The organism is Paractinoplanes polyasparticus (assembly GCF_019710575.1).
In the GTDB taxonomy this organism is placed as follows: domain Bacteria; phylum Actinomycetota; class Actinomycetes; order Mycobacteriales; family Micromonosporaceae; genus Actinoplanes; species Actinoplanes polyasparticus.
Genome location: NZ_JAHWFK010000001.1, coordinates 798,921 through 821,214, shown reverse-complemented (window position 1 = coordinate 821,214; position 22,294 = coordinate 798,921). Strand labels below are relative to the sequence as shown.

Annotated in this window: 24 protein-coding genes; 10 read left to right on the top strand and 14 right to left on the bottom strand. The window is 71.0% G+C overall.

All coding sequences use genetic code 11. The annotated features are described in order from the left end of the window. Positions 1-631 precede the first annotated feature (631 nt). Positions 632-838, top strand: a complete 207-nt coding sequence (locus tag KXC43_RS04435) for a hypothetical protein (RefSeq protein ID WP_221374566.1) — start codon at positions 632-634, stop codon at positions 836-838. 677 nt (positions 839-1,515) lie between these two features. Here KXC43_RS04435 and KXC43_RS04430 read toward each other — a convergent pair. Both KXC43_RS04430 and KXC43_RS04425 read right to left on the bottom strand, forming a co-directional pair. Further along, positions 1,516-1,953: an acyl-CoA thioesterase gene (locus tag KXC43_RS04430; RefSeq protein WP_221374565.1), complete on the bottom strand. Its 438-nt coding sequence runs from the start codon at positions 1,951-1,953 to the stop codon at positions 1,516-1,518. Next, entirely contained in the window at positions 1,950-2,585 is a 636-nt protein-coding gene (locus KXC43_RS04425) for a TetR/AcrR family transcriptional regulator (RefSeq protein WP_221374564.1), read from the bottom strand. The genes KXC43_RS04430 and KXC43_RS04425 overlap by 4 nt, the downstream gene beginning before the upstream one ends. A 61-nt stretch (positions 2,586-2,646) precedes the next feature. Here KXC43_RS04425 and KXC43_RS04420 point away from each other — a divergent pair, with 61 nt between their 5' ends. After that, positions 2,647-3,396 (top strand): SAM-dependent methyltransferase, encoded by a 750-nt coding sequence (locus KXC43_RS04420; protein WP_221374563.1) that lies wholly within the window; start codon positions 2,647-2,649, stop codon positions 3,394-3,396. A 165-nt stretch (positions 3,397-3,561) separates the two neighbouring features. On the opposite strand, the gene KXC43_RS04415 is transcribed toward KXC43_RS04420, so the two are convergent. After that, positions 3,562-4,011 carry a histidine phosphatase family protein gene (locus tag KXC43_RS04415; RefSeq protein WP_221374562.1) on the bottom strand — a complete coding sequence of 150 codons (450 nt, stop codon included), beginning with the start codon at positions 4,009-4,011 and terminating at the stop codon, positions 3,562-3,564. A 242-nt stretch (positions 4,012-4,253) separates the two neighbouring features. Further along, a complete protein-coding gene (locus KXC43_RS04410) occupies positions 4,254-4,988 on the bottom strand; it encodes a hypothetical protein (protein WP_221374561.1) in 735 nt (244 codons plus the stop codon). A gap of 124 nt (positions 4,989-5,112) precedes the next feature. Here KXC43_RS04410 and KXC43_RS04405 point away from each other — a divergent pair, with 124 nt between their 5' ends. Further along, the gene (locus tag KXC43_RS04405; protein WP_308128947.1) at positions 5,113-5,574 is read left to right on the top strand and encodes a MerR family transcriptional regulator; all 462 of its coding nucleotides are present in this window, start codon (positions 5,113-5,115) and stop codon (positions 5,572-5,574) included. Positions 5,575-5,664: 90 nt separating this feature from the next. On the opposite strand, the gene KXC43_RS04400 is transcribed toward KXC43_RS04405, so the two are convergent. The 3 genes from KXC43_RS04400 to KXC43_RS04390 are packed head-to-tail and all read right to left on the bottom strand — an operon-like array spanning position 5,665 to position 8,201. Further along, positions 5,665-6,456 (bottom strand): SAM-dependent methyltransferase, encoded by a 792-nt coding sequence (locus KXC43_RS04400; protein ID WP_221374560.1) that lies wholly within the window; start codon positions 6,454-6,456, stop codon positions 5,665-5,667. 53 nt (positions 6,457-6,509) lie between these two features. Continuing rightward, complete coding sequence (locus tag KXC43_RS04395; protein WP_221374559.1) at positions 6,510-7,385, bottom strand: Sco1979 family transcriptional regulator; 876 nt, start codon at positions 7,383-7,385, stop codon at positions 6,510-6,512. Between the two features lie 33 nt (positions 7,386-7,418). After that, entirely contained in the window at positions 7,419-8,201 is a 783-nt protein-coding gene (locus tag KXC43_RS04390; RefSeq protein WP_221374558.1) for an SAM-dependent methyltransferase, read from the bottom strand. Positions 8,202-8,428: 227 nt separating this feature from the next. Here KXC43_RS04390 and KXC43_RS04385 point away from each other — a divergent pair, with 227 nt between their 5' ends. Beyond that, a complete protein-coding gene (locus KXC43_RS04385; RefSeq protein WP_308128946.1) occupies positions 8,429-9,742 on the top strand; it encodes an NAD(P)/FAD-dependent oxidoreductase in 1,314 nt (437 codons plus the stop codon). Here the strand turns inward: KXC43_RS04385 and KXC43_RS04380 are convergent. The 3 genes from KXC43_RS04380 to KXC43_RS04370 all read right to left on the bottom strand — a co-directional run bounded on the left by KXC43_RS04380 (position 9,686) and on the right by KXC43_RS04370 (position 11,924). Then, positions 9,686-10,414 (bottom strand): hypothetical protein, encoded by a 729-nt coding sequence (locus KXC43_RS04380; protein WP_221374556.1) that lies wholly within the window; start codon positions 10,412-10,414, stop codon positions 9,686-9,688. The two genes, KXC43_RS04385 and KXC43_RS04380, sit on opposite strands and share 57 nt — an antisense overlap. A gap of 229 nt (positions 10,415-10,643) precedes the next feature. Beyond that, positions 10,644-11,339 carry an MBL fold metallo-hydrolase gene (locus tag KXC43_RS04375; RefSeq protein WP_221374555.1) on the bottom strand — a complete coding sequence of 232 codons (696 nt, stop codon included), beginning with the start codon at positions 11,337-11,339 and terminating at the stop codon, positions 10,644-10,646. 105 nt (positions 11,340-11,444) lie between these two features. After that, entirely contained in the window at positions 11,445-11,924 is a 480-nt protein-coding gene (locus KXC43_RS04370; RefSeq protein WP_221374554.1) for a hypothetical protein, read from the bottom strand. 218 nt (positions 11,925-12,142) lie between these two features. On the opposite strand from KXC43_RS04370, the gene KXC43_RS04365 reads away from it, so the two are divergent. The 4 genes from KXC43_RS04365 (at position 12,143) to KXC43_RS04350 (ending at position 16,620) form a co-directional block, all read left to right on the top strand. After that, positions 12,143-13,243, top strand: coding sequence for a ScyD/ScyE family protein (locus KXC43_RS04365; protein ID WP_221374553.1), 1,101 nt, complete (start codon positions 12,143-12,145; stop codon positions 13,241-13,243). A 111-nt stretch (positions 13,244-13,354) separates the two neighbouring features. Continuing rightward, the gene (locus tag KXC43_RS04360) at positions 13,355-13,681 is read left to right on the top strand and encodes a DUF3817 domain-containing protein (RefSeq protein ID WP_221374552.1); all 327 of its coding nucleotides are present in this window, start codon (positions 13,355-13,357) and stop codon (positions 13,679-13,681) included. A gap of 339 nt (positions 13,682-14,020) precedes the next feature. Then, entirely contained in the window at positions 14,021-14,992 is a 972-nt protein-coding gene (locus KXC43_RS04355; RefSeq protein WP_221374551.1) for an ArsR/SmtB family transcription factor, read from the top strand. A 38-nt stretch (positions 14,993-15,030) separates the two neighbouring features. After that, entirely contained in the window at positions 15,031-16,620 is a 1,590-nt protein-coding gene (locus KXC43_RS04350) for an SLC13 family permease (RefSeq protein WP_221374550.1), read from the top strand. Positions 16,621-16,858: 238 nt separating this feature from the next. Here KXC43_RS04350 and KXC43_RS04345 read toward each other — a convergent pair whose 3' ends face one another. The 3 genes from KXC43_RS04345 to KXC43_RS04335 are packed head-to-tail and all read right to left on the bottom strand — an operon-like array spanning position 16,859 to position 20,389. Next, on the bottom strand, positions 16,859-17,182 hold the full coding sequence (locus KXC43_RS04345; protein WP_221374549.1) for an ArsR/SmtB family transcription factor: 324 nt from the start codon (positions 17,180-17,182) through the stop codon (positions 16,859-16,861). After that, complete coding sequence (locus KXC43_RS04340) at positions 17,175-17,606, bottom strand: SRPBCC family protein (RefSeq protein WP_221374548.1); 432 nt, start codon at positions 17,604-17,606, stop codon at positions 17,175-17,177. Before KXC43_RS04340 ends, KXC43_RS04345 begins: the two co-directional genes overlap by 8 nt. 35 nt (positions 17,607-17,641) lie before the next feature. Continuing rightward, positions 17,642-20,389 carry an ATP-binding protein gene (locus KXC43_RS04335; protein ID WP_221374547.1) on the bottom strand — a complete coding sequence of 916 codons (2,748 nt, stop codon included), beginning with the start codon at positions 20,387-20,389 and terminating at the stop codon, positions 17,642-17,644. Between the two features lie 50 nt (positions 20,390-20,439). Here KXC43_RS04335 and KXC43_RS04330 point away from each other — a divergent pair, with 50 nt between their 5' ends. Both KXC43_RS04330 and KXC43_RS04325 read left to right on the top strand, forming a co-directional pair. Then, a complete protein-coding gene (locus KXC43_RS04330) occupies positions 20,440-20,817 on the top strand; it encodes a PCC domain-containing protein (protein ID WP_221374546.1) in 378 nt (125 codons plus the stop codon). Continuing rightward, on the top strand, positions 20,814-21,830 hold the full coding sequence (locus KXC43_RS04325) for an NACHT domain-containing protein (protein WP_221374545.1): 1,017 nt from the start codon (positions 20,814-20,816) through the stop codon (positions 21,828-21,830). The genes KXC43_RS04330 and KXC43_RS04325 overlap by 4 nt, the downstream gene beginning before the upstream one ends. A 111-nt stretch (positions 21,831-21,941) precedes the next feature. Here the strand turns inward: KXC43_RS04325 and KXC43_RS04320 are convergent, their stop codons facing one another. Beyond that, positions 21,942-22,280: a Uma2 family endonuclease gene (locus KXC43_RS04320; protein ID WP_369076945.1), complete on the bottom strand. Its 339-nt coding sequence runs from the start codon at positions 22,278-22,280 to the stop codon at positions 21,942-21,944. Positions 22,281-22,294: the final 14 nt, after the last annotated feature.

Sequence of the window (22,294 nt, the reverse complement as noted above, 5' to 3'; positions counted from 1 at the left end):
ACGGCGGTGTCGGGGAGCGGCAGCGCTGGGATGTCGTGACAGGTGAGGGGAGCCCAGCGAGCGGCGGATCGCGTGCGCGGCGTGGGCGATGCCGCCGGCGAATCCGAGGATCGTGATGTCGCTGATTGCGAACGTGGTGCCGGCTTTTCTGCTTGACCACCAGGTAGGGATGCGATTCGGACGGTTCAAGGAGGGAAGGTGGCGCATCTCAAGGTCCATCGGACGTGGTCGGCGACGTCGGCGAAAACGAGGATGGCCTGCAGTGCCCAGTGGGTGCGCCGGACAGGGGCGGCGGTGATCCGGTCGGGCATCGGCGGGCTTTCGTTCGGACCCGCCAATGCTCCCACCGTCAACGGCGGGTCCGAGACCGGCGAATGTTGAACCAGCCAATTGATCGGGACTCCAACTGGCGGACGAAACGCAGGTCATCGCGTGCCCATCCGGCCTACTCAGCTTCACTGACAGCACACGGTCGGTGCATCGCCGGAGGCGCCTACAGTGCCGAGACACCGGTCAGCGACGCGAAGGTTATTGATGTCCGGTGATATTTTGTGAGGAGGATGGTTGCGCATCCGCCGTGGTGGGCCGCTAGATGTCAGCCTTTTCCGCCCGCGTCCTGGGGAGAGATGCCATGACGAGCAAGAACACGCCCCCTGGCGCCGCAGGTCTCGGGCCCTGGGGAAATCTGGGAGTCTGGATCGCATTCGGCTCACTCTTCGGCGTTGTCGTCGGGGGTTTTTTCGACAACGCCGGTTTCGGAGTCGCGCTCGGTGCGGGCCTGGGTGTGGTCGTCGGCTCCGTCTTTATTGCACGAAGGAACGCGCAGGGCCGATCCTGAGCGTCGCGAGGTCCGTCAGCCTCGTCGCCGCGATCCGTTCACCCGCGCCGCGGCGGCGTCTTCTTCCATGTGATCTGGTGCCGCCGACACGACATCAACCGACTGACCGCTCAACCACGCGAGAGCTACGAACAACTTTGCCGCCGCTGACAACCCACCACCAACACGGTGGGCCGGAAGTCGGCTGCCGAGCAGTGGGACCCGAGACCACCGATCAACGGGGCCTCCAACTCACCGATGAAGCCAGCCGCCCACCGGTGTGCTGATGTGCGCCGGTTCGCTGGCCCGCAGCCCGCTGTTCCAGGTCGTGCCGGCGCTGCAGCGGTGCGTCCGGGCCGGATTCGAGCCACCGAAGCCTGTCTCTGGGCTTGCTGAGCTGCGATTCTCTGCAGTCGGGCATGATCTGCCGGCGGCGGCTCAGCAGCATCAACGTCCAGAAAGTTCTCGCCCAGATCTTCACGCGCTCGGGTGACCGGAGACAAAGTTGCACGCGGACACACTGCGATGGCAACGGACACGGGTCGTGTTCCGTCCTGCGCGGCTTGCCGACCGGCGGTGGTGCGCGTCGGTGTCGGCGATGAGTGCTTGTCGGGTCGTGTCGGCCGGTCGGTGGCGGTGTCGCGCGGGGCGGCCAAGCGTGCCCGGCGCTCCTCGCCGCCGCGGACCGTGGTGCTGGGTCAGGGGCGTTGGAGGGTGGCGGCTATGGCTCGGCCATCGGGCGTCCACGGGGCTGGGCGCATGGTGGCGGGGTCGAGGCGGACATTGACGCGGCGGCCCTCGGCGTAGACGGTCTGGGCGTCGGCGGACGTCACCTGGAAGCCGTACTCGGCGCTGGTGGTGCCCATGCGGTCCAGCCAGAAGCGGATGTCGATCTCGCCGGTGCCGCGGATCGGTGTGTGGAAGGTGATCTGGTATTCGCGCACCACGTTGAACGCGTCGGGCGTGGTGGGGCGGCCGCCGGTGAAGGACACGCCGCGCTCGGCCCACCAGACGACGATGGCTCTTTCCACCAGGACGGCGTAGCGGCTGTTGTGCAGAACGCCCATTGCGTCGAGGTCGTCGAAGTGCACGGCCTGTGGAACGACGGCGCCGTAGGTGTGGACAGCGGTTGTCATGTCGGCTCCGGAAGGATCGTCGGGTCAGTGGTGACTGCTCGCAGATGGTCGAACAGGGCACGGCGGGCATGGCGGAACGTCACGTCGGCGCCCAGCACCGGCGCCTGCATCACGGCGCAGACGCCAAGAGATTCCGCTTCGTACGCGATGCCGGCCGGATCGGTGCCGGGCCTGAAGTCACCCAGCGCGACTGCGTCCGTGGCCAGGCTGGTCAGAAAGCCCATCCAGTCCCGGAGTTCCACGGCCAGCCGGTCTCGCACCGCGCCCGGCCGGGCATTGAACTCGAAATGCGCGTTGGCGAAGAAGCAGCCACCGGGCAGGGTCTTCGACTCGTAGAAGTCGAGCCGCTGGTTGTGCACAGCCCACAGGCGTCGCACGCCGCGTGGCGCTTCCAGAGCCGGGCCGATGACCAGCTCTGTCCACTGGGCGCGGGCGTGGGCGATGACTGCCAGCTGCAGCTCTTCCTTGGAACGCCAGTGCGCGAACAGACCGGACTTGCTGACGCCGAGCGAATCGGCGACCTGGCTGAGCGACAGGCCGTCGAGGCCCGCCGTCGTCGCCAGCTGCAACGCCCGGTCGAGCACGGCGGTGCGGGTGCGCTCACCCCGCAGTAGCCGCCCGTCTGTTCCCATGCCGTCGACCCTACTAAACGACCGACCGTTCGTAAATATAGTTTCGTGTTGACTGGACCACGTGGATCGTCAACGTGTCAGCGCGCTCGCGCACACCCATCACCCCATCGCCGCGCCGGTCGCGGGCGTCAACGTGAACAAGTTGCTGCGCCGTGCCGGGCGCGGACCGGCAGCCCGGATCCTCGATCTGGGCTGCGGCCAGGCGGCGTGGGCGCTGCAGGCGCTGGCCCACTATCCCGACGGACACGCCGACGGCGTCGACCTGAGCGCGCACGCCCTGGAGCGTGCGGAAGCGGTGGCGGCCATGCGCGAGCTGTCCGACCGTCTGACACTGCACGAGCGCGATGCGCGGACGTACGTCCCCGACGGCGACTACGACCTGGTGCTCTGCGTCGGCTCCACCCATGCCTTCGGCGGCTTCGCCGAAACCCTCGACCTGGCCGGCCGCCACGTGAACCCCCACGGCGTCCTGATCGTCGGCGACGGTTTCTGGGAGACGAGCCCGACCCCGCAAGCCCTGGCCGCGTTGGACGCCAAGCCCGGCGACTTCACCGACCTGCCCACCCTGATCGAAACCGCCGCCGACGCCGGCTGGCATCCCATCTACGCCCACATCAGCGACGCCGCCGAGTGGGACGACTACGAGTGGTCCTGGACCGGCTCCCTGCTCGAGTGGGCCATCGACAACCCCGGCCACCCCGACGCGCCCGAAGCCACCCGCCTGGCGAACGAGCACCGCGACCAGTGGCTGCGCGGCTACCGCGGAGTCCTCGGCTTCGCCACCCTGGTCCTCCGCCGCCGGCCCCTCTAGTGCGGAATTCAGGTGGCAGTCTCATGCGCGTGACCCCGCCGGGGCACTGGGGCGGAACAGGCGGCTCCAGCTACGAGAGGTGGTCGGCCACCTGGCTTCGGCCCGCGGCGGCTTCGTGCGCGTCCGCCTGGAGTCGACGCTGGGATGGCGTCGGTCGCTTGGCCGTCAGTCGAGCGTGTACTCCCAGCCTTCGGGGCGCCACTCGAAGGTTTCGGCTACCAGGTCGTGAATGGTGCGGCCGTGGGCTGCGTGTTCCAGGGCCCGGTAGGTCGCCAGGCGGTCGCGGCCCACCTCGGAGGACGGGCTTCCGTTGCGCTCGCCGAAATCGCACTCGCGCAGGCGCCAGTCGTACAGGATCGGGATGGTGGTGGCGCCGAAGGCTATCTCTGCCGTGTCTGCGGCTCGGCGCAGATCTGAGCTGAAGACCGCGGCGATGCCGTCGTCGCGGCGGCGGCGGCCCATGTCGGCTGCGTTGGACCGGCCGCGTTCGCTGAGGCGGCCGGGTAGCCAACCCGTGGCGAAGCCGCGTTCGTTGTCCTCGGTCAGCGCGTGCGTCTCGAAAACGATGTTGATGGACCCTCCTCGGCTACAGGGCGGCGATCTCGCCGCGGTCACCGCGCCGCACCTTCACATCCCACCCGGGCGCTTGCGGACGGCGCCGGCGAGCTGGTTGGTGGCGGCGCGCCTGCTGAAGCCGACGTAGTGCGGCCACCGCTTCCGCGACGACCTCGCCGAGCGCCGCGGACCGTCCGCCTGCCGGGAGCTGGACGACGTCACGACCGCCCGTGCCGGATGCCGGCCGGCCCGGGGAAGCTGGGCCGTCGGTACCCGGAGCATTCTTCCGGCAGATTGCGGGGTCAGTCCAGGAGGGGCATGGTGGCCTTGCCCTTGTCGGCGATGATGAACGGGGTGTCGATGTCGGGCGTGCCCTCGCCGATCTGCGCCGCGGCCACGCCGGTGCCGGTGCCGGCGATCTCGCCGGTCGGGTCCTGGATGATGTACGTGTCCTTGCCCGTACGGATGGTGTACGTGGGCTTGCCGTTCGACTGGCCGGTCTTGCGGAAGCGGAACAGCTGGTCCGATGCCGCGGCGTCGCACGCCGCGGTCTTCACAGCGGCCGGCGCGCCGCCGGATCCGAGCTTGGCCGACAGGCAGTACGGCTCGCCGCCCTTGCGCAGCTTGGCGGTGCGGATCCAGTACTGGTCGCCGCCCTGGCGGACGGCCGTCAGCACGAACAGCTCGCCGTCGCCGAACTTCTCGGACAGGCCGATCTTGCCGTCCTGGACGACGCCCAGGGTCGACTCGCTGTTCTTGGGCAGCAGGTACACCTGGCGGGTACCGCTGAAGACGCCGCCGCCGCTACCACCGCTGCCGGACGACTTCGAGCGCGACGTCGTGGGCTTGGGCGACGACGTGGAGGTGGAGGCGGAAGGCGACGGTGACGTCGTGGTCGGGCTGACCGAGGGGGCGTTCGAGGTCGGAGCGTTGCCTGCTCCCGCGTTGGCGGTGTCGTCGCTGGTGGCGCAGGCCGAGGTCAACAGAAGGCCGGCGAGAACCGCAGTGGCGGCCGGGACGCGAGAGGGGATACGCACGGAAGGGCTCCTCGGTCGGGGGTACAGGTCAGGTGCTTGATCGGAATCCTTGTGGACCTGCCGTCCCGGATGCCGCTCCGCCAACGTTCCTGGCAGCAATCGGGGAGATCTTGCGTTGTTCCCTGTGCCGAGCCCGCTGGGGCCTGGCTGTGGTGGGACCTGGCTGTGGTGGGACCTGGATGGTGTTGTAGTCAAGATCGGTGATGCGGCCGCGTTCGCCGGGACGACCCCGCGCGACATCCGCCACCACCACGAGATCGGTCTGTTGCCCGAGCCCGAGCGAGGCGTGGACGGCCGCCGCTACGGCTACGACGACATGATCCGCATTCTGTGGATTCGCAAGATGGCCGGGCCGGCATCAGCCTGGACCACATCCCGGGAGCAGGCCATCGAGGCAGCGGGGCTGGGCCGGGCCGGGGAGAAACTCTTCGAGATCTACGACGCCGACCTGACGGGGGAGGAGGACACCCGGATGAGTGCTGGCGAAGCGGTGACCGAAATGCCCTACGGACTTGTACCCGCTCGGATGCGCTGCATGGAACGCACGGAACAACTCCTCGCCCAGGCCCACGCCGCGAGCAGCTGAGCGCCTGAGCCTGGCGCCGAGGTATGACCCGACAGCGGAGGCTGCGCGATAAAGGGCAGGCCGCGAGCGCGGCCTGCCCTTCAGGGTCGGCTACGGCTTGCGGCCGACCGCGCCGTACGCCTCGATGGACTCGATGCCGTCGCCGTCGGGGCGCCACGAGCTGATCTGGGTGAGGCCGGGTTCGACCAGCTCGAGGCCCTCGAACACCGTGGCCAGCTCTTCCGGGCTGCGCAGGATGTAGGGGACGCCGCCCATTTCGGCGAGCTTGGCTGCGCCCTCGACCACGGCCTCGGAGGTGTTGGTGCCGTCCCAGAAGACCAGGTAGCTGCCGGAGGGGACGCGGGCCATCACCGTGTCGACGATCGAGCGGATGACCTTGATGTCGGGTTCGTAGCCCATGACGCCCATGAACATGACGGCGACCGGCTCGGTGAAGTCGAGCGCGGAGTCGGCGTCGGCCAGGATCTTCTCGGGGTCGTGGTAGTCGGCGTGGACGTACGTGGTGACGCCCTCGGTGGTCGTGCCGACCAGCAGGGCGCGGGCGTAGGCCAGGACCATCGGGTCGTTGTCGACGTAGACGATCTTGGAGTGGGGGGCGATGCCCTGGGCCACCTCGTGCGTGTTCTGCATGGTGGGCAGGCCGGTGCCGATGTCGAGGAACTGGCGGATGCCGGCCTCGGCGGCCAGATGGCGGACCACCCGGATCAGGAACTTGCGGGACTGGCGGGCCATCACCGCGATCTCGGGATAGACCTGGGCCACCGCGTCGCCGGCGGCGCGGTCGGCGGCGAAGTTGTCCTTCCCGCCCATCCAGTAGTTCCACATGCGTGCCGCGTGCGGCACGTCGGGCTGCAACTCGGCGGGGGCCTCTTGGTCCGTCATGGGGAAGTTTCTATCGGCTGCGGTTGCCGAGCACAACCACCCAATGTGGAGATCTACCAGCGTTCCAGGTCGATCAGCACGGCCTTCAGGATCTCGGGGGTGCGCGCGGGCGGGGCGGCCTCGATGATGAGCCGGCCGAACGCCGCCGCGTAGTCGTCCACGTCCTCGCGTTTGTCCAGGTAGAGGGCGCTGGTGAGGTGCTCGATGTAGACCACGTCGTCGAGTTCCTCGTGCGGGAACCGCAGGATGCTGAACGCGCCGCCGGCCGCCGCGTGGCCGCCCGAGTCGAACGGAATCACCTGAAGGCGTACGTTCGGATTGTCGCAGGCCTCGAGCAGGGCCAGGATCTGGTCGCGCAGCACGTCGCGCCCGCCGATCAGCCGCCGCAGCACGGCCTCGTCGAGCACCGCCCAGAACGTGGGTGATTCCGGCCGGGTCAGCGTCTCCTTGCGGGCCATCCGCAGCTTGGCGAGCCGCTCGACCTCGTGCTTGCCCGGGTTGTTGTGCCCGAGGCGGATCACCGCGCTGGCGTACGCCTCGGTCTGCAGCAGGCCCGGCACGAACTGAATCTCGTACGTACGGATGAGCTCAGCCGCCTGCTCGAGGTCGAGGTAACTGTGGAACCAGCTCTCGAGCACGTCCCCGTAGGTGTGCCACCAGCTCGGCGAGTTGGCCGCCTTGGTCAGCTCGAGCAGGCGCTCGTGTTCCGCGGTGTCCTCGATGCCGTAGAGCACCAGCAGGTCGGTCACGTCGCGGGCCTTGAACCCGACGCGGCCCAGCTCCATGCGGCTGATCTTGGATTCGGACGCGCGGATGCGGTAGCCGGCGGCCTCGCGGCTCACGCCGGCGGCGAGGCGCAGCTCGCGCAGGCGCGCACCCAGCTGCAACCGGCGTACGGTCGAGCCGCCGCTGTCCCCTCGCCCGATCATGGTGACCTGCTTATCAAAGTGATGTCCGGCGCGCTACGGCTTGCGGCCGACGGCGCAGTACTGGGAGATCTCCAACCCATCAGATCGCCACTTGGTGACCGGGACCACCCCCGGATGGACGAGTTCGAGCCCTTCGAACAGGTGAACGATTCGTTCGGGGCTGCGCAGGTGGTACTTCGGGTTGGCCGAGACGTTCCAGATGCGGGTCGCCTCGCGGGTGGCCGGGTCGGTGTCGGCGCCGTCGTACATCGCCACGTAGCTCCCGGACGGCAGGTTGCGCAGCAGCCGGGCGAGGATCGAGCGGGCCGTGTCGTCGCTCTCGATGTGCCCGAGCACGCCCATCAGCGCCAGGGCGACGGGCTTGTCCAGGTCGAGGGTCCGGGCGGCGGCGCGCAGGATCGCCTCGGGGTCGCGCAGGTCCTCGTGGACGTAGTCGGTCGCGCCCTCGGGCGTGCTGGTCAGCAGCTCGCGCGCGTGCGCCAGCACGAGCGGGTCGTTGTCGACGTAGACAACGCGGGCGTCGGGCGCGGCGGCCTGGGCCACCTGGTGGGTGTTGTCGGCCGTGGGCAGCCCGGTGCCGATGTCGAGGAACTGGCGGATCCCGGCTTCCAGGACGAGGAAGCGGACGGCCCGGACGAGGAAGGCGCGGGAAAGCTTTGCGTTGTCGGCCAGCTGGGGGAGGGTGGCCATGATCTGGTCGCCCACGGCCCGGTCGGCCGCGAAGTTGTCGGTGCCGCCCAGCAGGTAGTTCCAGATCCGGGCGGTCTCCGGCACGTTGGTGTCCAGCCTGGACACGTCTTCAGCCACGCTGATCATCCTCACCTCGGTGGGCTCCCGGTGTCCAGTGTGGATGTGACGTGATCGGCGCACGACAACATACCGCGCCGTTCCCACGTGAGCGCCGGGCACGGACAGTACCGTACCCGGCGTTGCTTCGCGCCTACTCTGTGCCTGTTTCCCGGCGCGAATGTGATCCCGCTATCAGTCCGTCACGACGGACGGGGCGCAGTCGTCCCGACAGCGTGAACACCAGAGAGCACCGTGTGGTCATCGTCGGCGCCGGCTTCGGCGGCCTGTTCGCGGCCAAGGCGCTGGGCAGGGTCCCGGCTCAGGTCACTGTCATCAACGGCACCACCTATCACCTCTTCGAACCGCTGCTCTACCAGGTCGCGGCGGGCATTCTGAGCGAGGGCGAGGTGGCGCCCCCGATCCGCGAGATCCTGCCCGGGCGTGACATCCGGCTGGGCTGGGTGACCGACGTCGACGTCGTGGCCCGCACCGTCGTGGTCAGCTCGCCCGACGGCCGGGAAAGGTCTGTTCCGTACGACTCACTGGTCGTGGCGGCCGGGGCCAGCAACTCCTACTTCGGTAACGAGCGGTTCGCCGAGCATGCCCCGGCGCTGAAGAACATCGACGACGCTCTCGAGGTGCGCAGCCGGATCTTCCACGCCTTCGAGATGGCCGAGCTCGAGGACGACCCGGAGCGCCGCCGCCAGTGGCTGACGTTCGTGCTGGTCGGTGCCGGTCCGACCGGCGTCGAGCTGGCCGGGCAGATCGCCGAGCTGGCCCACCGGGCGTTGAAGGGCCAGTACCGGCGGGCCGACCTGGCCACCACGCGGGTCGTGCTCGTCGATGCCGTCGACCGCGTGCTCCCGGCCTTCGACCAGCACCTGTCGGCGGCGGCCCGGAAGCAACTGCGCCGGCTGGGTGTCGAGGTGCGGCTGGGCACGCGGGTCACCGACGTCGACGCGTACGGCGTGAAGGTGGAGACCGCCGAGGGCGAGGAGCGCATCGAGGCGTACACGAAATTCTGGGCCGCCGGTGTTGCCGCACCCGCCCTGGCCGCCCGGATCGCCGCCGCGACCGGCGCGCCCACCGACCGCGCGGGCCGGATCCGGGTCGAGCCCGACCTGACCGTGCCCGGCCACCCCGAGATCTTCGTGGTCGGCGACATGGCCGCCACCGGGCTCCCCGGCGTGGCCCAGGTGGCCATGCAGGGCGGCGCCTACGCGGCCCGGACGATCGCCCGGCGACTGGCCGGCAAGCCCGCGGGCAAGCCGTTCAAGTACTTCGACAAGGGCAACATGGCGACGATCTCGCGCTTCTCGGCCGTCGCCGACATGGGGCCGCTGCACCTCAGCGGGCTCGTCGGCTGGCTGGGCTGGCTCGGTGTGCACCTGTTCTACCTGGTCGGCTTCAAGAACAAGGTGACGACGCTGCTGCACTGGCTGGTCAGCTTCCTGGGCCGGGGCCGGGCCGAGCGCATCTCGACGACGCAGCAGATGCACGCCCGCACGGCGCTACAGCTCGTGCGGGAGCAGGTGACGCCAGGTCGCGCGGACGAACTCGACCGGTGACGTGCGATAGGCGGGCCACAGCGGGAGCCCGGCCGGCAGGGTACGGCGGGCGAGCCGGGCCGGCCGGCCGTGCAGATCGTTCTCGGCGTACAGGCCGCTCGTATCGGGCCACGGCAGCCCGGCGGGCCAGGGCGCCGCGGCGTCCGGCTCGTGATCGAGGCGGACGGTGGCGAGCCGGATCGCGTTGGGACGCCAGGGCTCGCCGCCGGTGAGCACCGTACGACGGAGCTGTTGCACGTGCTTGTCGAGCGCTCGCACCGGCTCGGGGAAGGCCCGGTAGGGGTCGCCGTCGCCCCAGCCCTCGAGCTCGGCCGTCCGGAACGTGCCGTCCTCGAGCCGGACGCTCACGTGGTCGACCGGGCGGTCCCGCACCGGCTGGTCGGGGTCGCGCACCAGGTTGCGCGGGTCGCCGAGCACCTCGGCGGCGTGGGCGCGCAGGGACTCGGCCTGGCGGGGGCGCAGCGGAAGGCTGGCCGAGGCGTCGGCGTACGCGGTGTTGTCGTCGTAGATCGCCAGCGGCGGCGGCGTGAGGACGCCCTCGCCGGGGAAGAAGAAGCCCCCGGGGCGCGTCCATTCGAAGATCGGGCGGCGTACGGCGGCCCGGGCGGGCGCTCCGGTGAGGCCCACAACAGCGATCGCCCCACCGGCGCCCAGCAACGTCCTACGGTCCATGGGCTCGAACCCTAATCCGGCAAATGCCGCGAAGTGCCCGACCGGCCGAAGTTCGCACGATTCCCTGACGTGGCCGCTGACGACGGAGGGCACATTGAGGGGGCGCGCGGCGCCGTGCCCGCGGAGCCGGAAAGGTGGAGGGGTGCCCGGCTCGCACGAACGGTGCGGTGAAACGGCGCGCGGTGCGGTGCGGTGAGAGGGCGCGCGGTGCGCGGACGGCGCGACGGGGTCAGTCGGCCGGGGCGTCGCCGGCACTTCCCGCGTACTCCCGGAATCGCTCGACGGCGCGGCCGGAGACCGCCCTGCCGTGCCCGAAGACGGCGTGCTCGAACTCGTACGTCCCCAGCTTGGCCAGGCTGCGCCCCTGTTGCGCCGGATCGGCCGAAACCCTGGTCGGCCCCGAGGTGACCTTGCCGTCCTTGGTGCCTGAGGCCGTGTCGCCCGCGAACAGGACGCCACCCGCGCGGTCGAGCAGGTACGACACGTGCCCCCGGGTGTGGCCCGGCGTGTGGATCGCCGTGAAGCCGGGCAGCGGCTCCGACTCGTCCGCGGTGATCAGGTGGTCGAGCTTGGTCGGCTCGGCCGTGCCGATCAGGCGTACTGCGAACCGGGCCAGGCCCTTGGGCTCGGGTGGCCGGATGGCGCCGGTGATGCCCGCGGCGTCGGCGGCGTGCGCGAACACGCGGGCGCCGGCCCGGCGCCGGACGTCGGCGACGTTGCCGATGTGGTCGAAATGCTGGTGGGTCAGCAGCACCGCGGTCACGTCGCCGATCTGCTTGCGCAGGCCGTGCAGGGCGCGGTCGATCCGCTGGGCGTTGCGCGGAAGACCCGTGTCGACCAGGACGACCCCGTCGTCGGTCACCACCAGATGCATGTTGACGAAACCCAGGCCCAGCTCGAAGACACCGTCGATCACCTCGCGCACGCGCCCATCCTGCCAGGCCGGGTCGTGTGCTGCGGATCAGCGGGGGGCGATCTGCCGCCAGGCCGGGGCCGTAGCACTGCGTGTCCGGCTGCGAGCGCGCGGCCGTCAGGCGCCGCCCGGGCCGGCCCCCAGCACTGCCTGATCCGCCGCGAGCGCGCCGCCCGGCCCAGCCCACAGCGCCGCGTGGTCCGCGGGACGCGCCTCGGCGGTGAGGTCGAGCACGCGGTCGATCTCGGGGATGGGCAACTCGGCGCCGCCGGCCCCGGCGATCGGGTGGGGGCGGCGCGGATGAGGATGGCCGTTGCTGCCGCCCCGCCCGGGGTGCACGAACAGCCCGTACGCGGGATCGGGGACCGCATCGAGGGCGGCCGAGACCAGCGGCAGGCCGCGGTAGGAGGCCCACGCCTCGTCGGTGCGGAAGGCAATTTCGAACAGCACGCCCCAGGTGTGGCTGTGCCATTCCCATTGATAGGCGCCGTGCGTGATGGCGGCCTCGGTCAGGGCGCTGCCCAGGGAGTCGCGCCAGGCGCGCGCGGTGCCGCGAGGACCGTCGAGGACCTCGATCGACCACCAGCGCAGGTTCATGGTTTCGAGAGTAGAGCGACCGCTCGACGGCCGGGACCCCGCCCGAAAAGCTGGCACATCCGACCGCCATTGATCAGACAATTGCGCGTTGTAAAGAGCCACTAATCGGGGAGTCCTTTTTCCGGGCGGGCTGTCCGAAAGGATGGTTGCCGGGTGCGCGGCACGTTCCTAGGTTGGATTTGCGGACAACGCGGAAATCAATCTGTCGGGGGGACAGGATGACATTCACGCAGACGTTGAAAATGGTCGCGGCCGTGGGGACGGGCGCTGTCGTCGTGCTGGCGGGAATGCCCGCCCAGGCCGGGGGTGGTCACGGCGGCGGTAAGCCGGCCATCAGGACCGTGACCACCAAGTTGAGCGGACCGTTCGGCCTTGATGTGCTGTCGCCGCACGTAGCCCTGGTCGCGGAATCGGAAAGTGGGGAGATCACTGCGGTCAATCTGCGGTCCGGCAGTCGCACGACGGTGATCTCGAAGGTGCCGGGGGTGTCGGGGGTCGCCGCCGCCCACGGAAAGATCTACGCACTGACCGGTGGCCCGAATGAGGAGGGCGCCGCGCCGCCCTCGAAATACCCGCCGGCCTCGGTGCTGGTGGCCGACCGGAAAGGCAAGCACGTCCGCGTGCTGGCCGATCTTCTGAAATACGAGTTGAGGCACAATCCGGACCGCCAGAAACAGTTCGACAAGTCCGGAAAGCCCTATGACGCGCTGTCGAACCCGTTCAGCATGATCGCCACCCGGTGGGGCCTGCTGGTCGCCGACGGCGGCGCCAACGACGTGCTCCGGGTCAACCCGAGGACGGGCAAGGTGTCCACGTTCTTCGTGCCGCCGAACCCGCGGACCAAGGCCTGCCTGAAGAAGGGCGCGCAGGCCAACCCGGGCACGGTCGGATGTGACTCGGTGCCCACCGGCATCGCCGTCCAGGGCCGGTACGTCTTCATCTCGACGCTCGGCGCCGAGCAGCCCGGCGCGGCGGCGATCTACAAGCTCGACGGCCCCAGCGGCAAGGTGTTGCGCAAGTGGTCGGGCTTCACCTCCCTGACCGGTGTCGCGGTCAGCCCGCGCGGCACGATCTTCGCCTCCGAGGTGCTGTTCGGCGCACCGGCCGGCCCGACGCCGCCGCCCGGGTTCAACCCGGCCAAGGTGGGCCGCCTGACCCGCATCGAGCACGGCAAGGTCACGCACGCCGCCGTCACGATGCCGACCGGTGTCGAGTTCGCCGGCGGCAAGCTCTACGCGACCTCGTGGAGCATCGCCGGGTTCTTCGGCCTCAAGGACGCCGGACGCCTGGTGCAGGTGAACCCGCACGCCTTCAGGTAGCGGGAAGCCGCAGTCGCCGGGGTGACCATCAGGTCACCCCGGCGGTTCTGTCAGGAAGGGCGGTTACGATCGGACGCCGTCAAGGTCGATCTCGAACCAGGGGGCCCGAACGTGCAGCCGTACCGCATCTTCCGCATCGCCGCCGTGGCGGAGGCGTTCTCGTGGGCGGGCCTGCTCGTCGGCATGTACCTCAAGCGCGTCGCCGAGGTGACCGACATGGGCGTCTGGCTGTTCGGCCGGATCCACGGCGCCCTGTTCGTGGCCTACATCGTCGCCGCCCTGTGGGTGGCCCGCACCGAGCGCTGGTCGGTGTGGCGCACGCTGGCCGGGCTGGCCGCGTCGATTCCCCCGTTCACGTCGCTGATCTTCGAGCGCTGGGTCGCGAAGCGGCGTACGGCCCCCGAAGCTCCTATTTCGGAAATGTCTATTCCGAGCTGATCGGCAATGGCGGGATCGGCCGTTCGGCTGAACCCGGCCCGATGGTTTCAGCGACGCATTAAACGTCTTGTCGCACCCCACGCCCGCCAGCGATTGTCATCCCGCCGGGTCGGCCACGAGCTGAACCGACGAGGTGAGGTCGCAAGACGGATATGCCGTTATCGGGGGTGCATATCCAGGACTTTCCTGATTCGTCGGCGCTGCTCGTGGCGACGCCCGCCCATCCGTACGGCCCCGAGGGCCCTACGGATCTTTGTCGTGGACTGGTCTCTGGCCGGTCGCGGACTCCGGATAGACTTTCGGCCGTGAATCCTTGCTGAATGGCAACTGGGGGCCGACGTGTTGCGCATCCACTTCACGCCGGAGGACGTCGGCCGCGTGCGGATTGCGGCCGAGCCCGATCCGCTGTGGGAGACGATTTTCAGCGTGTGGCGCCTGCGCCGCCCCGCTCCCGAGCTGGTCTACGGCCGCTGGCGCGACCACGCGCTCCGCACGAGCCGGCGCGACGATCTCGAGCTGCTGCTTCCGCTGGTCCGGGGGGCCTACTACCCCGACTTCCTCACCCCGGCCGAGGGGTCGCTGGGCCTGTCGGCCGCGCTCGAGGTGATCAAGTCCACCCCGGCCACCCGGCTCCGCGACGAGCTGGAAGAGCTGGTCCGGCACGCCGGTCCCAAGCCGTCCTGGCTGAGCCGGCTGGCCGAGGGCGAGAGCGAGATGGTCGAGCGCCTGGCCGGGGCGCTCCAGTCCCAGTACGAGAGCGCGATCGCCCCGTTCTGGGCCGAGGGCCGGGCCCACGTCGAGGCCGAACGTTCCCGCCGGGCCCGGGTGCTGCTCGACCAGGGCGCCGAGGGGTTGCTCGACAGTTTCCGCCCGATGATGCGGTGGGAACCTCCGGTGCTCGAGGTCGACACCCCGTTCGTCCAGACGCTGCACCTCAACGGCCGTGGGCTGGTGCTGCTGCCGTCCTTTCTCTCCTACGGCACGCCCGACGCGCTGCGCGACACCACGCTGCCGCCGGTGCTGGTCTATCCGATCGAGCACGACCTCACGCTCAACCCGGGCCTGCGTCCGGCCGACGGCGTCTCGCTGGCCGCCCTGATCGGCAAGACCCGCACGTCGCTGCTCGAGTCGCTGGGTGACGGCCGCACCACGTCCGAGCTGGCCCGCCGGGTCGGCGTCAGCGCGGCCTCGGTCAGCCAGCACACGGCGGTGCTGCGGGAGGCCCGGCTGATCCGGACCAATCGGGCCGGCAAGGCGGTCGTGCACACCCTGACCCCGCTCGGCGAAGCGCTTCTGGGGGAAGAGCCCTAATATCAAGTGACGTAGATCACTCGATCAAGGGGGCTGGCATGAACGGCGCCAAGACCGATGTGGAGAGCCGCCTGCTCGGCGGTGCGACCTACCGCAGTTTGGGCGAACAGCAACTCTCCCCGGCCGAGGAACGATTCGAGCGAGGGCGCCGTACGGTCGGCCTCTTCCTCGCCCCGGCTGTCACCCTCGTCTTTCTCGCGCTGCCGCTCAGCATCCCGCCCAGCCAGCAGGTGCTCGGCGGGCTGCTGCTCGGCGTCATCGTCCTCTGGATCACCGAGGCGGTGCCGATCCCGATCGGCGGCCTGATCGGCGTCGCCCTGATCGTCGTCTTCGGGGTGGCCGAGGCGGCCGATGTGCTCGCGCCGTTCGGATCGTCCACCGTCTTCACCTTCATCGGGGCGTTCATCCTGGCCCAGGCGATGCTCAAGCACGGCCTGGCCCGGCGGTTCGCCTTCCGCATACTGTCGCTGCCCGGCGTCGGCCGCTCCACGCCTCGGGTGATCATCGCCTTCGGGGCGGTGACGTGCCTGCTGTCCGCGTTCGTGTCCAACACGGCCACGGTGGCGATGCTGCTGCCGACGGCCCTCGGCATCCTGTCGGTCATTGCCAAGCTGCTGCAGGACCGGGGGCTGGTCGAGCCCGGTTTCGACCCGACCCGGCTGCGGGTCGGGGCGGCGTTGATGCTGATGCTGGCGTACGGAGCCAGCGTCGGCGGCCTGCTGACGCCGGTCGGGTCGCCACCCAACCTGATCGGCCGGGGCCTGATCGAGGAGGCCACCGGCGAGCGCATCTCCTTCGCCCAGTGGATGGCCGTCGCCGCCCCGATCTGCCTGCTCATGTTCGGCGTCCTGGCCGTTGTCCTGCTGCTCCTCAACAAGCCCGAGATCCGCCGCATCGAGGGCGTCGAGGAGTACGTCGCAACGGAGCGGGCCAAGCTCGGCAAGCTCTCGGCGGCCGAGCGCAACACCCTGATCGCCTTCGTGATCACGGTCGCCCTCTGGATCTTCCCGGGCGTGATCGCGGTGATCGCCGGCACCGAGTCCGCCGTCTACGACACCGTGTCGGCGCGCCTCAACGAGGGCGTGGTCGCCGTGCTGGGCGCCTCGCTGCTCTTCCTGCTGCCGGTCTCGTGGCGGGATCGTGAGTACACGCTGAACTGGAGCGACGCGGCTCGTATCGACTGGGGCACGATCGTCCTCTTCGGCACGGGCATCATCTTCGGCTCGCTGCTGGCCGACACCGGGCTGGCCGAGACGATCGGCAACTCCAGCGCCGACGCGCTCGGGCTGAGCAGCATGTTCGCGATCACCGCGTTCGCCGTCATCCTGGCCATCGTGGTCTCCGAGACCACCAGCAACACCGCCTCGGCGGCCGTGGTGGTGCCGATCATCATCCCGATCGCCGTCGCGGCCGGCGTCAACCCGCTGGTGCCGGCGCTGGCGGCCACGTTCGCGGCGTCGTTCGGCTTCATGCTGCCGGTCTCGACGCCGCAGAACGCGGTGGTCTACGGCTCCGGCGTCGTCCCGATCACCACGATGATCAGATCGGGCGTCTCGTTCGACGTCCTCGGCGCGATCATCATTCTGTTGATCCTGCCCCTCATGGTCGCCGCCGTCGGACTGGGGTGAGCGGCGGGGGCTTTCGCGGGCGCCGCTCCGGGCATGGAGGACGCCTTGACCCTGGCCGGTGTGCTGGCCGAGGGCCACCGGGGCCGGCGCCCGCTACGAAAGCCTGCGCCGGCCCCGCGTCGCTCACGTCCAGGCGGCCACCGACCGTTTCTCCAAAGTGGCCGGCCTGCCGATCCGGCTGCGGAACCCGTTGCTGCCGCTGCTGGGCCCCATCTCGTACAGGAAGGCGTACGGCCCCTTACGAGTCGGTGGAGGCGTCGCGTAGCCGGGTGAGGGCGTCCGACCAGTACCTCTCGTAGCGCGCGACCCACGGCGCCATCACCCGGGCCATCGTCTCGGCGTCGATGGCGTAGCGCTGGTGGCGGCCCTCCCGGGTCGCGGTGACCAATCCGGCCGCGCGCAGCGCCATCAGGTGCTTGGAGATGCCCGAGGCGACAAGATCGGGGAACTCGGCGACCAGTTCGGCGACCGTCATCGTGCCGCGCTCGGCCAGCAGGTCGAGGATGCGCCGGCGGGTCGGGTCGGCCATCGCCCGGAACAGGTCGTCGCTGCGGTCAGGCACCGCTGCTCGCCACCGCCCCAGCCAGCCGCTGGAGCACCTGGTGCTTGTCGGCGCCCCGCTCGTACGCCTGCTGTGTGCCGGCCCAGTCGGCCTTGCCGATCCCCGCGAAGCCGTCGTGGACCAGCCCGACCCGGGTGCCGGACGCGGTCGCCGCCAGGGTGACCACCAGGCGGCCCGGGTGCACCCAGCCCGAATCCTCCTCCAGCCAGGAGAGCACCAGCCGGCCCTCGGGGACGATCTCGAGCACGGTGCCGCTGATCCGGGTGGTGCCGTCGCCGCCCGGCATGCGGTAGGCGCCGCCGACGCGCAGATCGATCTCGAGTTCGGGTGAGAGCCAGCGGCGCAGACCCTCCGGAGTGGACAGGTGCCGCCACACGGCACTCGGCGGGGCGGGAATCTCCAGGTTGCGGACGACCTCGGGCATGATGCCAACTCCTTACTGTCTGGTAATGCATTACCCTACAGTAAGGAGTCAAGTGTGCTGAGCTTCTGGCTGACCGCGGCGCCGGCCGGGTGCTGAAGGTCGTTGAAGAGGGCGAGCGCCCGGCGCCAGGAATCGGCGGCCTCGGTCGGGCAGCCCATCGCGCTCAGCGTGTTACCGATCCGGTCGAGTGTGGCGGCGTGCTCGTACACATCGGGCAGTTCCTCGTACAGCGCGCGGGCCCGCTCGTACTGCTCGAGCGCTGCTTCGAACCGGCGCGCGCGGTGGTGGATCAGGCCGAGGCTGTCGCTGGCGGCCGCGATGCCGCTCCGGTCGCCCAGCCGTTCGAACTGTTCCAGGGCGAGCGCGCAACTCTCGAGGGCCGGCTCGTGACGGCCCAGCACGGCGTTCCACCAACCGACCTCGTTCAGCGCGACCGCCACCGCCCGCGGCTCGGCCGACTCGCGCGCGGCGGCCAGGGCCTGGTCGGCGCTGGCCAGCGCTTCCGGCACCCGGTCGAGCAGGCCGAGCAACCAGGCCAGCAGCGTGCGAAGCCGATAGGCCCGGGCCGGGTCGGCGACCAGGGGGACGGCCCGCTCGGCCTGGCGCAGCGCGTCCTCGGCACGTCCCTGCCAGCCCAGCGCGCGGGCCAGCTCGATCAGCGCGTCGGCCACGTCGCCGATGTCGCCCATCCGTTGTGCGCCGGCCAGCGCGATCAGCTGCGCCTCGTGGTACTCGTGCCAGCGGCCCTGCCGGATCTGGTAGTTGGCCGACATGCGCGGCAGCTGCACGGCGTAGCGGGGGAGGTTGAGCTGCAGCGCCCGTTCGGCGACCGCGGCCAGGTTGAGCGCCTCGGCCCGCAGCCAGGCCGTCGCCGCCGCATCGTCCGCCGGTGGGGTCACCACGACCCCGGGCGCGGGCGGCTCGTCATCGGCGACGTGCGAGTACGGCCCGAGGGTCCGGTCGGCCGCGGCCGCGGTGTGCAGGTAGTGGTCGAACAGGCGGATCGTGGCGGCCGGCTCGTCGTCGTCGACCTCCGCGGCGTACGCCCGCAGCAGCGCGTGGACCGTGAAGCGCCCCGGCGCGGGCGAGCTGACCAGGTGGGCCGCAGCCAGCTCGGCCAACGGCGGATCGGGCTCGCCGACGAGACTGGCCGCGGCGGCGACGGTGAAGTCCGGGCCGGGATGGCGGGACAACAGCCGGAACAGGCGGGCCGCCCGGGCGGGCAGCCGGTGGTACGACCAGGCGAACGTCGCGCGCGGGTCGGTCGATCCGTCGCCGGTGGCGATGACGTCGAGCCGCCGGCCCTGCTCGCGAAGCTGCTCCACGAGGCCGGCCAGCGGCTGGTCGGGGCGTTCGACGGCCTGCGCGGCCACGATGGCCAGCGCCAGCGGCAGCCCGGCGCAGAGCCGGATCAGCTCGGCCACCACGGCGGGCGGTTCGCTGTCCAGGCGCCGCCGGCCGAGCCGGGCCGCGAGCAGGTCGCGGGCGGCTCCGTCGTCGAGCAGATCCAGGGTGAGGGCCGCGGCGCCCGGGGCGACGGCCAGGCCGTTCAGGCGGGTGCGGCTGGTGACCACGGTCAGGCACGAGTCAGCGCCGGGCAGCAGGGCGCGCACCTGCTCGTCGTCGGCCGGGTCCTCGAGCACGATCAGCAGGCGGCGCCCGGCCGCGAGGCTGCGGAACAGCCCGGCCAGCTCGTCCTCGCCCGCGGGCAGCCGGTCGGGCGGCACCCCCAGCGCGCTCAGGAAGCCGCGCAGCACCTCGGCCGGCTTGCGGCGGCGCGGCCGGCGGCGCCGGCGACCCAGCAGGTCGGCGTGCAGTTGCCCGTCCGGAAAGCCGGACACGACCGTGCGGGCCCAGTGAATCGCCAGAGTGCTCTTGCCGACCCCCGCGGTGCCGTAGACGAGAAGGACGGGCGGGCGCGGGCCGGTCGGGTCGGCCAGCTCGGACAGGCGGGCAATTTCCCGCGTACGCCCGGCGAAGTGAGCCGTCACGGCCGGCAGCTGATGCGGCACAGCGGTGTCGTGGCCGTCCCCGCCCGGCGTGCCGAGCAGCGGGTCGCGGACCCGGATCCGGTCGGCCAGGGTGCGGGTGGCGGGAGCCGGGGCGAGGCGCTGGGACAGGCGCTCGTACGCCTCGACGGCCGTGCCGTAGTCGCCGTCGAGGTAGGCGGCGTGCATCTCGAGGCGCACGGCCCGCTCGTCGTCCGGGTTCTCGGCGACCAGGCGTTCGGCGTCGGACCGGGCCGGCCCGACCAGCCCGCACCGCAGCCGGGCCTCGGCCCGCCGGACGGCCGCCTCGCGTCGCTCCCGGTCCAGCTGGCGGCGGATCCCGGCTGCCCAGTCGCCGGGCACCCCCGTCAGCGCGCCCGCCGAGCCGTGCCACTCGTCGAGGCCGCGGTCGAGTTCGGCCAGCGCGGCCGCCCAGTCACCCCGGGCGATCAGCTGACGGGCGGCCTCGGTCGCCGACCGGAAGCGGTGCGCGTCGACCCGCTCGGGCGGGACGTCGAGCCGGTAGACGCCGCCCTGCCCCTGGCGGGGCAGCGTGAAGCCGTACCGGCGGAGGGCGAGGCGAAGGTCGCCGATGTAGCCGCGCCGGGTCTCCGGGTTGCGCGCCTCGGCGCCCCAGAGCGCGTTGTCGAGGAACGTGCCGGTGACCGGCCGGGCCTGCGCCAGCAGCAGCGCGGCCAGGACGCAGTGCACCTTGGGCAGTTCGGCGTCGCGCCCCAGATGGATGCGGGTGTCGCCGTCGAACAGGCCGACCGGGCCGAGCAACCGGAAATCCATGTCCTCATGTTCCCCGCCGAATTCCCCGTTACCGCAGTCAATGTCTCGACATGGACATCGAGAGCGACGGCAGCCGGATCTTCGTGCGGGTCGACCAGGACGAGGATCTGGTGGCCACCGTGCGGCTCGCGGTCGAGCGGCTCGACCTGCCGGCGGTCGTGGTGGCCTCGGGCGCCGGGCTGGTGCGCGCGGCCGAGCTGGGGTCCGCGGCGGGCGGCGCCAGACGCTCGTTCGCGGGCCCGCTCGACCTCAGTTCGCTCTCCGGAAGCGTGCTGCGCCGCCACGGCACGCAGGTGGCCCGGCTCCAGGCTGTTCTCAACGACGCCCGCAACCGTACGGTCGGCGGGCGGCTCCTCGCGGCGCGGTGCCACGGGGTGGTGGGCGTGTTGCTGGGCGCGGTCGACCTGTCCATGGACGTCTCGCCGTGAGCGCGCCGTACCTCCCGCCGGCCCTGCGTCTGCTGCGCCCGGGCGAGCCACTCGAACAGCAGCTGTGCTTCGCCGAGGCATTGTGGACGACTTCCGAGTACGCCCGGAAGGCTGCGAATCTCCTCGCCCTGCACGGAACCTGGCGGGCCGTCGTCTACGGCGCGCCCGGCAGCGGCAAGTCGACGTTCGCCGCCCTGGCCGCGCAGGGCCTGGCCGAACGCGGAGCCCCGGTCGTGCCGCTGCTGTTCTCGATGAGCTCACGCCGGCAGCCGGACGACCTGCCCGGCTTCCTGGGCCGCCGCCTCGCCCGCGCCTACCCCGACCTGCGGCGCACACCGGTGGCGGACCTGGTGAACGGCGGCGGGCACCTCTTCGTCCTGGACGGGCTCGACGAGATGCCGGCCCGGATGCGTCGCTGGGCCGTGGAGGAGGTCTGCCACCTCTTCGGCCGCGACGCCCCGGTGATGCTGCTGACCGGCGACGCCGCCCTCGACGACCCGCTGCGCCTCGAGGGCGCGCAGCACATCGGCATCGATCCGGCCGGTCCGGCCGCGGTCGCCGACTATCTGGACGCGCTGGGCCGCCTGGAGCAGCCGAACATCGCGGGCGCCATCGCCGGTTTCGACCGCCTGGCCCAGGCCGTGCGCAGCGACCCGTACGGCCCGCTGGGCGTGCTGCTGTGCCGCCCGCTCGACCTGGCCCTGGCCGTCCAGGCCCTGCGCCGCGGCCTGATGTGGCCCTCCGACCTGATCACCTGCCTGGCCCGTTCCGGCCTGCCGGGCGCCCGCAAGGTGCTGCTCGACCTCGAGATAGCGGGCGCCCTGAACGGCCGCTGGCCCCGCCACCGCACCGCCATCCTGGCCCGCCGCCTGCGCGTCACCGACGTCGGCCCGCGGCCCGGCCGTTTCTTGCGTGCCCTGCACGAGGCGGGCCTCCTCCGCCGCGAGGGCCGCCTCTACGACTTCCGCCACACCGAACTACGCGACCACGCCGCCGCCCTCGCCCTGGGGTGAGCTCTCGCGTCTTGTGTGCGGCCAGGATCTGTCTCGCGGCTGGGGCTGGGCGGCGGCGTGGCCCGGCTATGAGCCGGCGGCAAGCAATCGCAGGCGGGCTCGCGCAATTCGTCAGCTGAGCTCGTGTTCCGACGGGGTGGTGTCGAGCGTCCAGGTGAGAGGCATCGTGGCGCGCACTGCGTAGTGCCCCTCGACGAGCATGTGGATCGTCACGGTCTGCGCCGCGTCCCGGTCAACGGTCCAGTACTGCGGAATGCCGGCGGCGGCGTACTCGCTTCGCTTGGTTACGGTGTCGATGCCCTCGGACTCCGGCGAGATGATCTCCACGACCAGGAGGACATCACCGGTGGGTAGCCAGACTTCATTGCTCTGGGGCCTGGACCAGACCACAAGGTCCGGGATTCGCCCGCCCACGCCGGCGCCGCCGCGCTCGGGGATGCGGAGGCCGATTCCCGCCGGCTCGC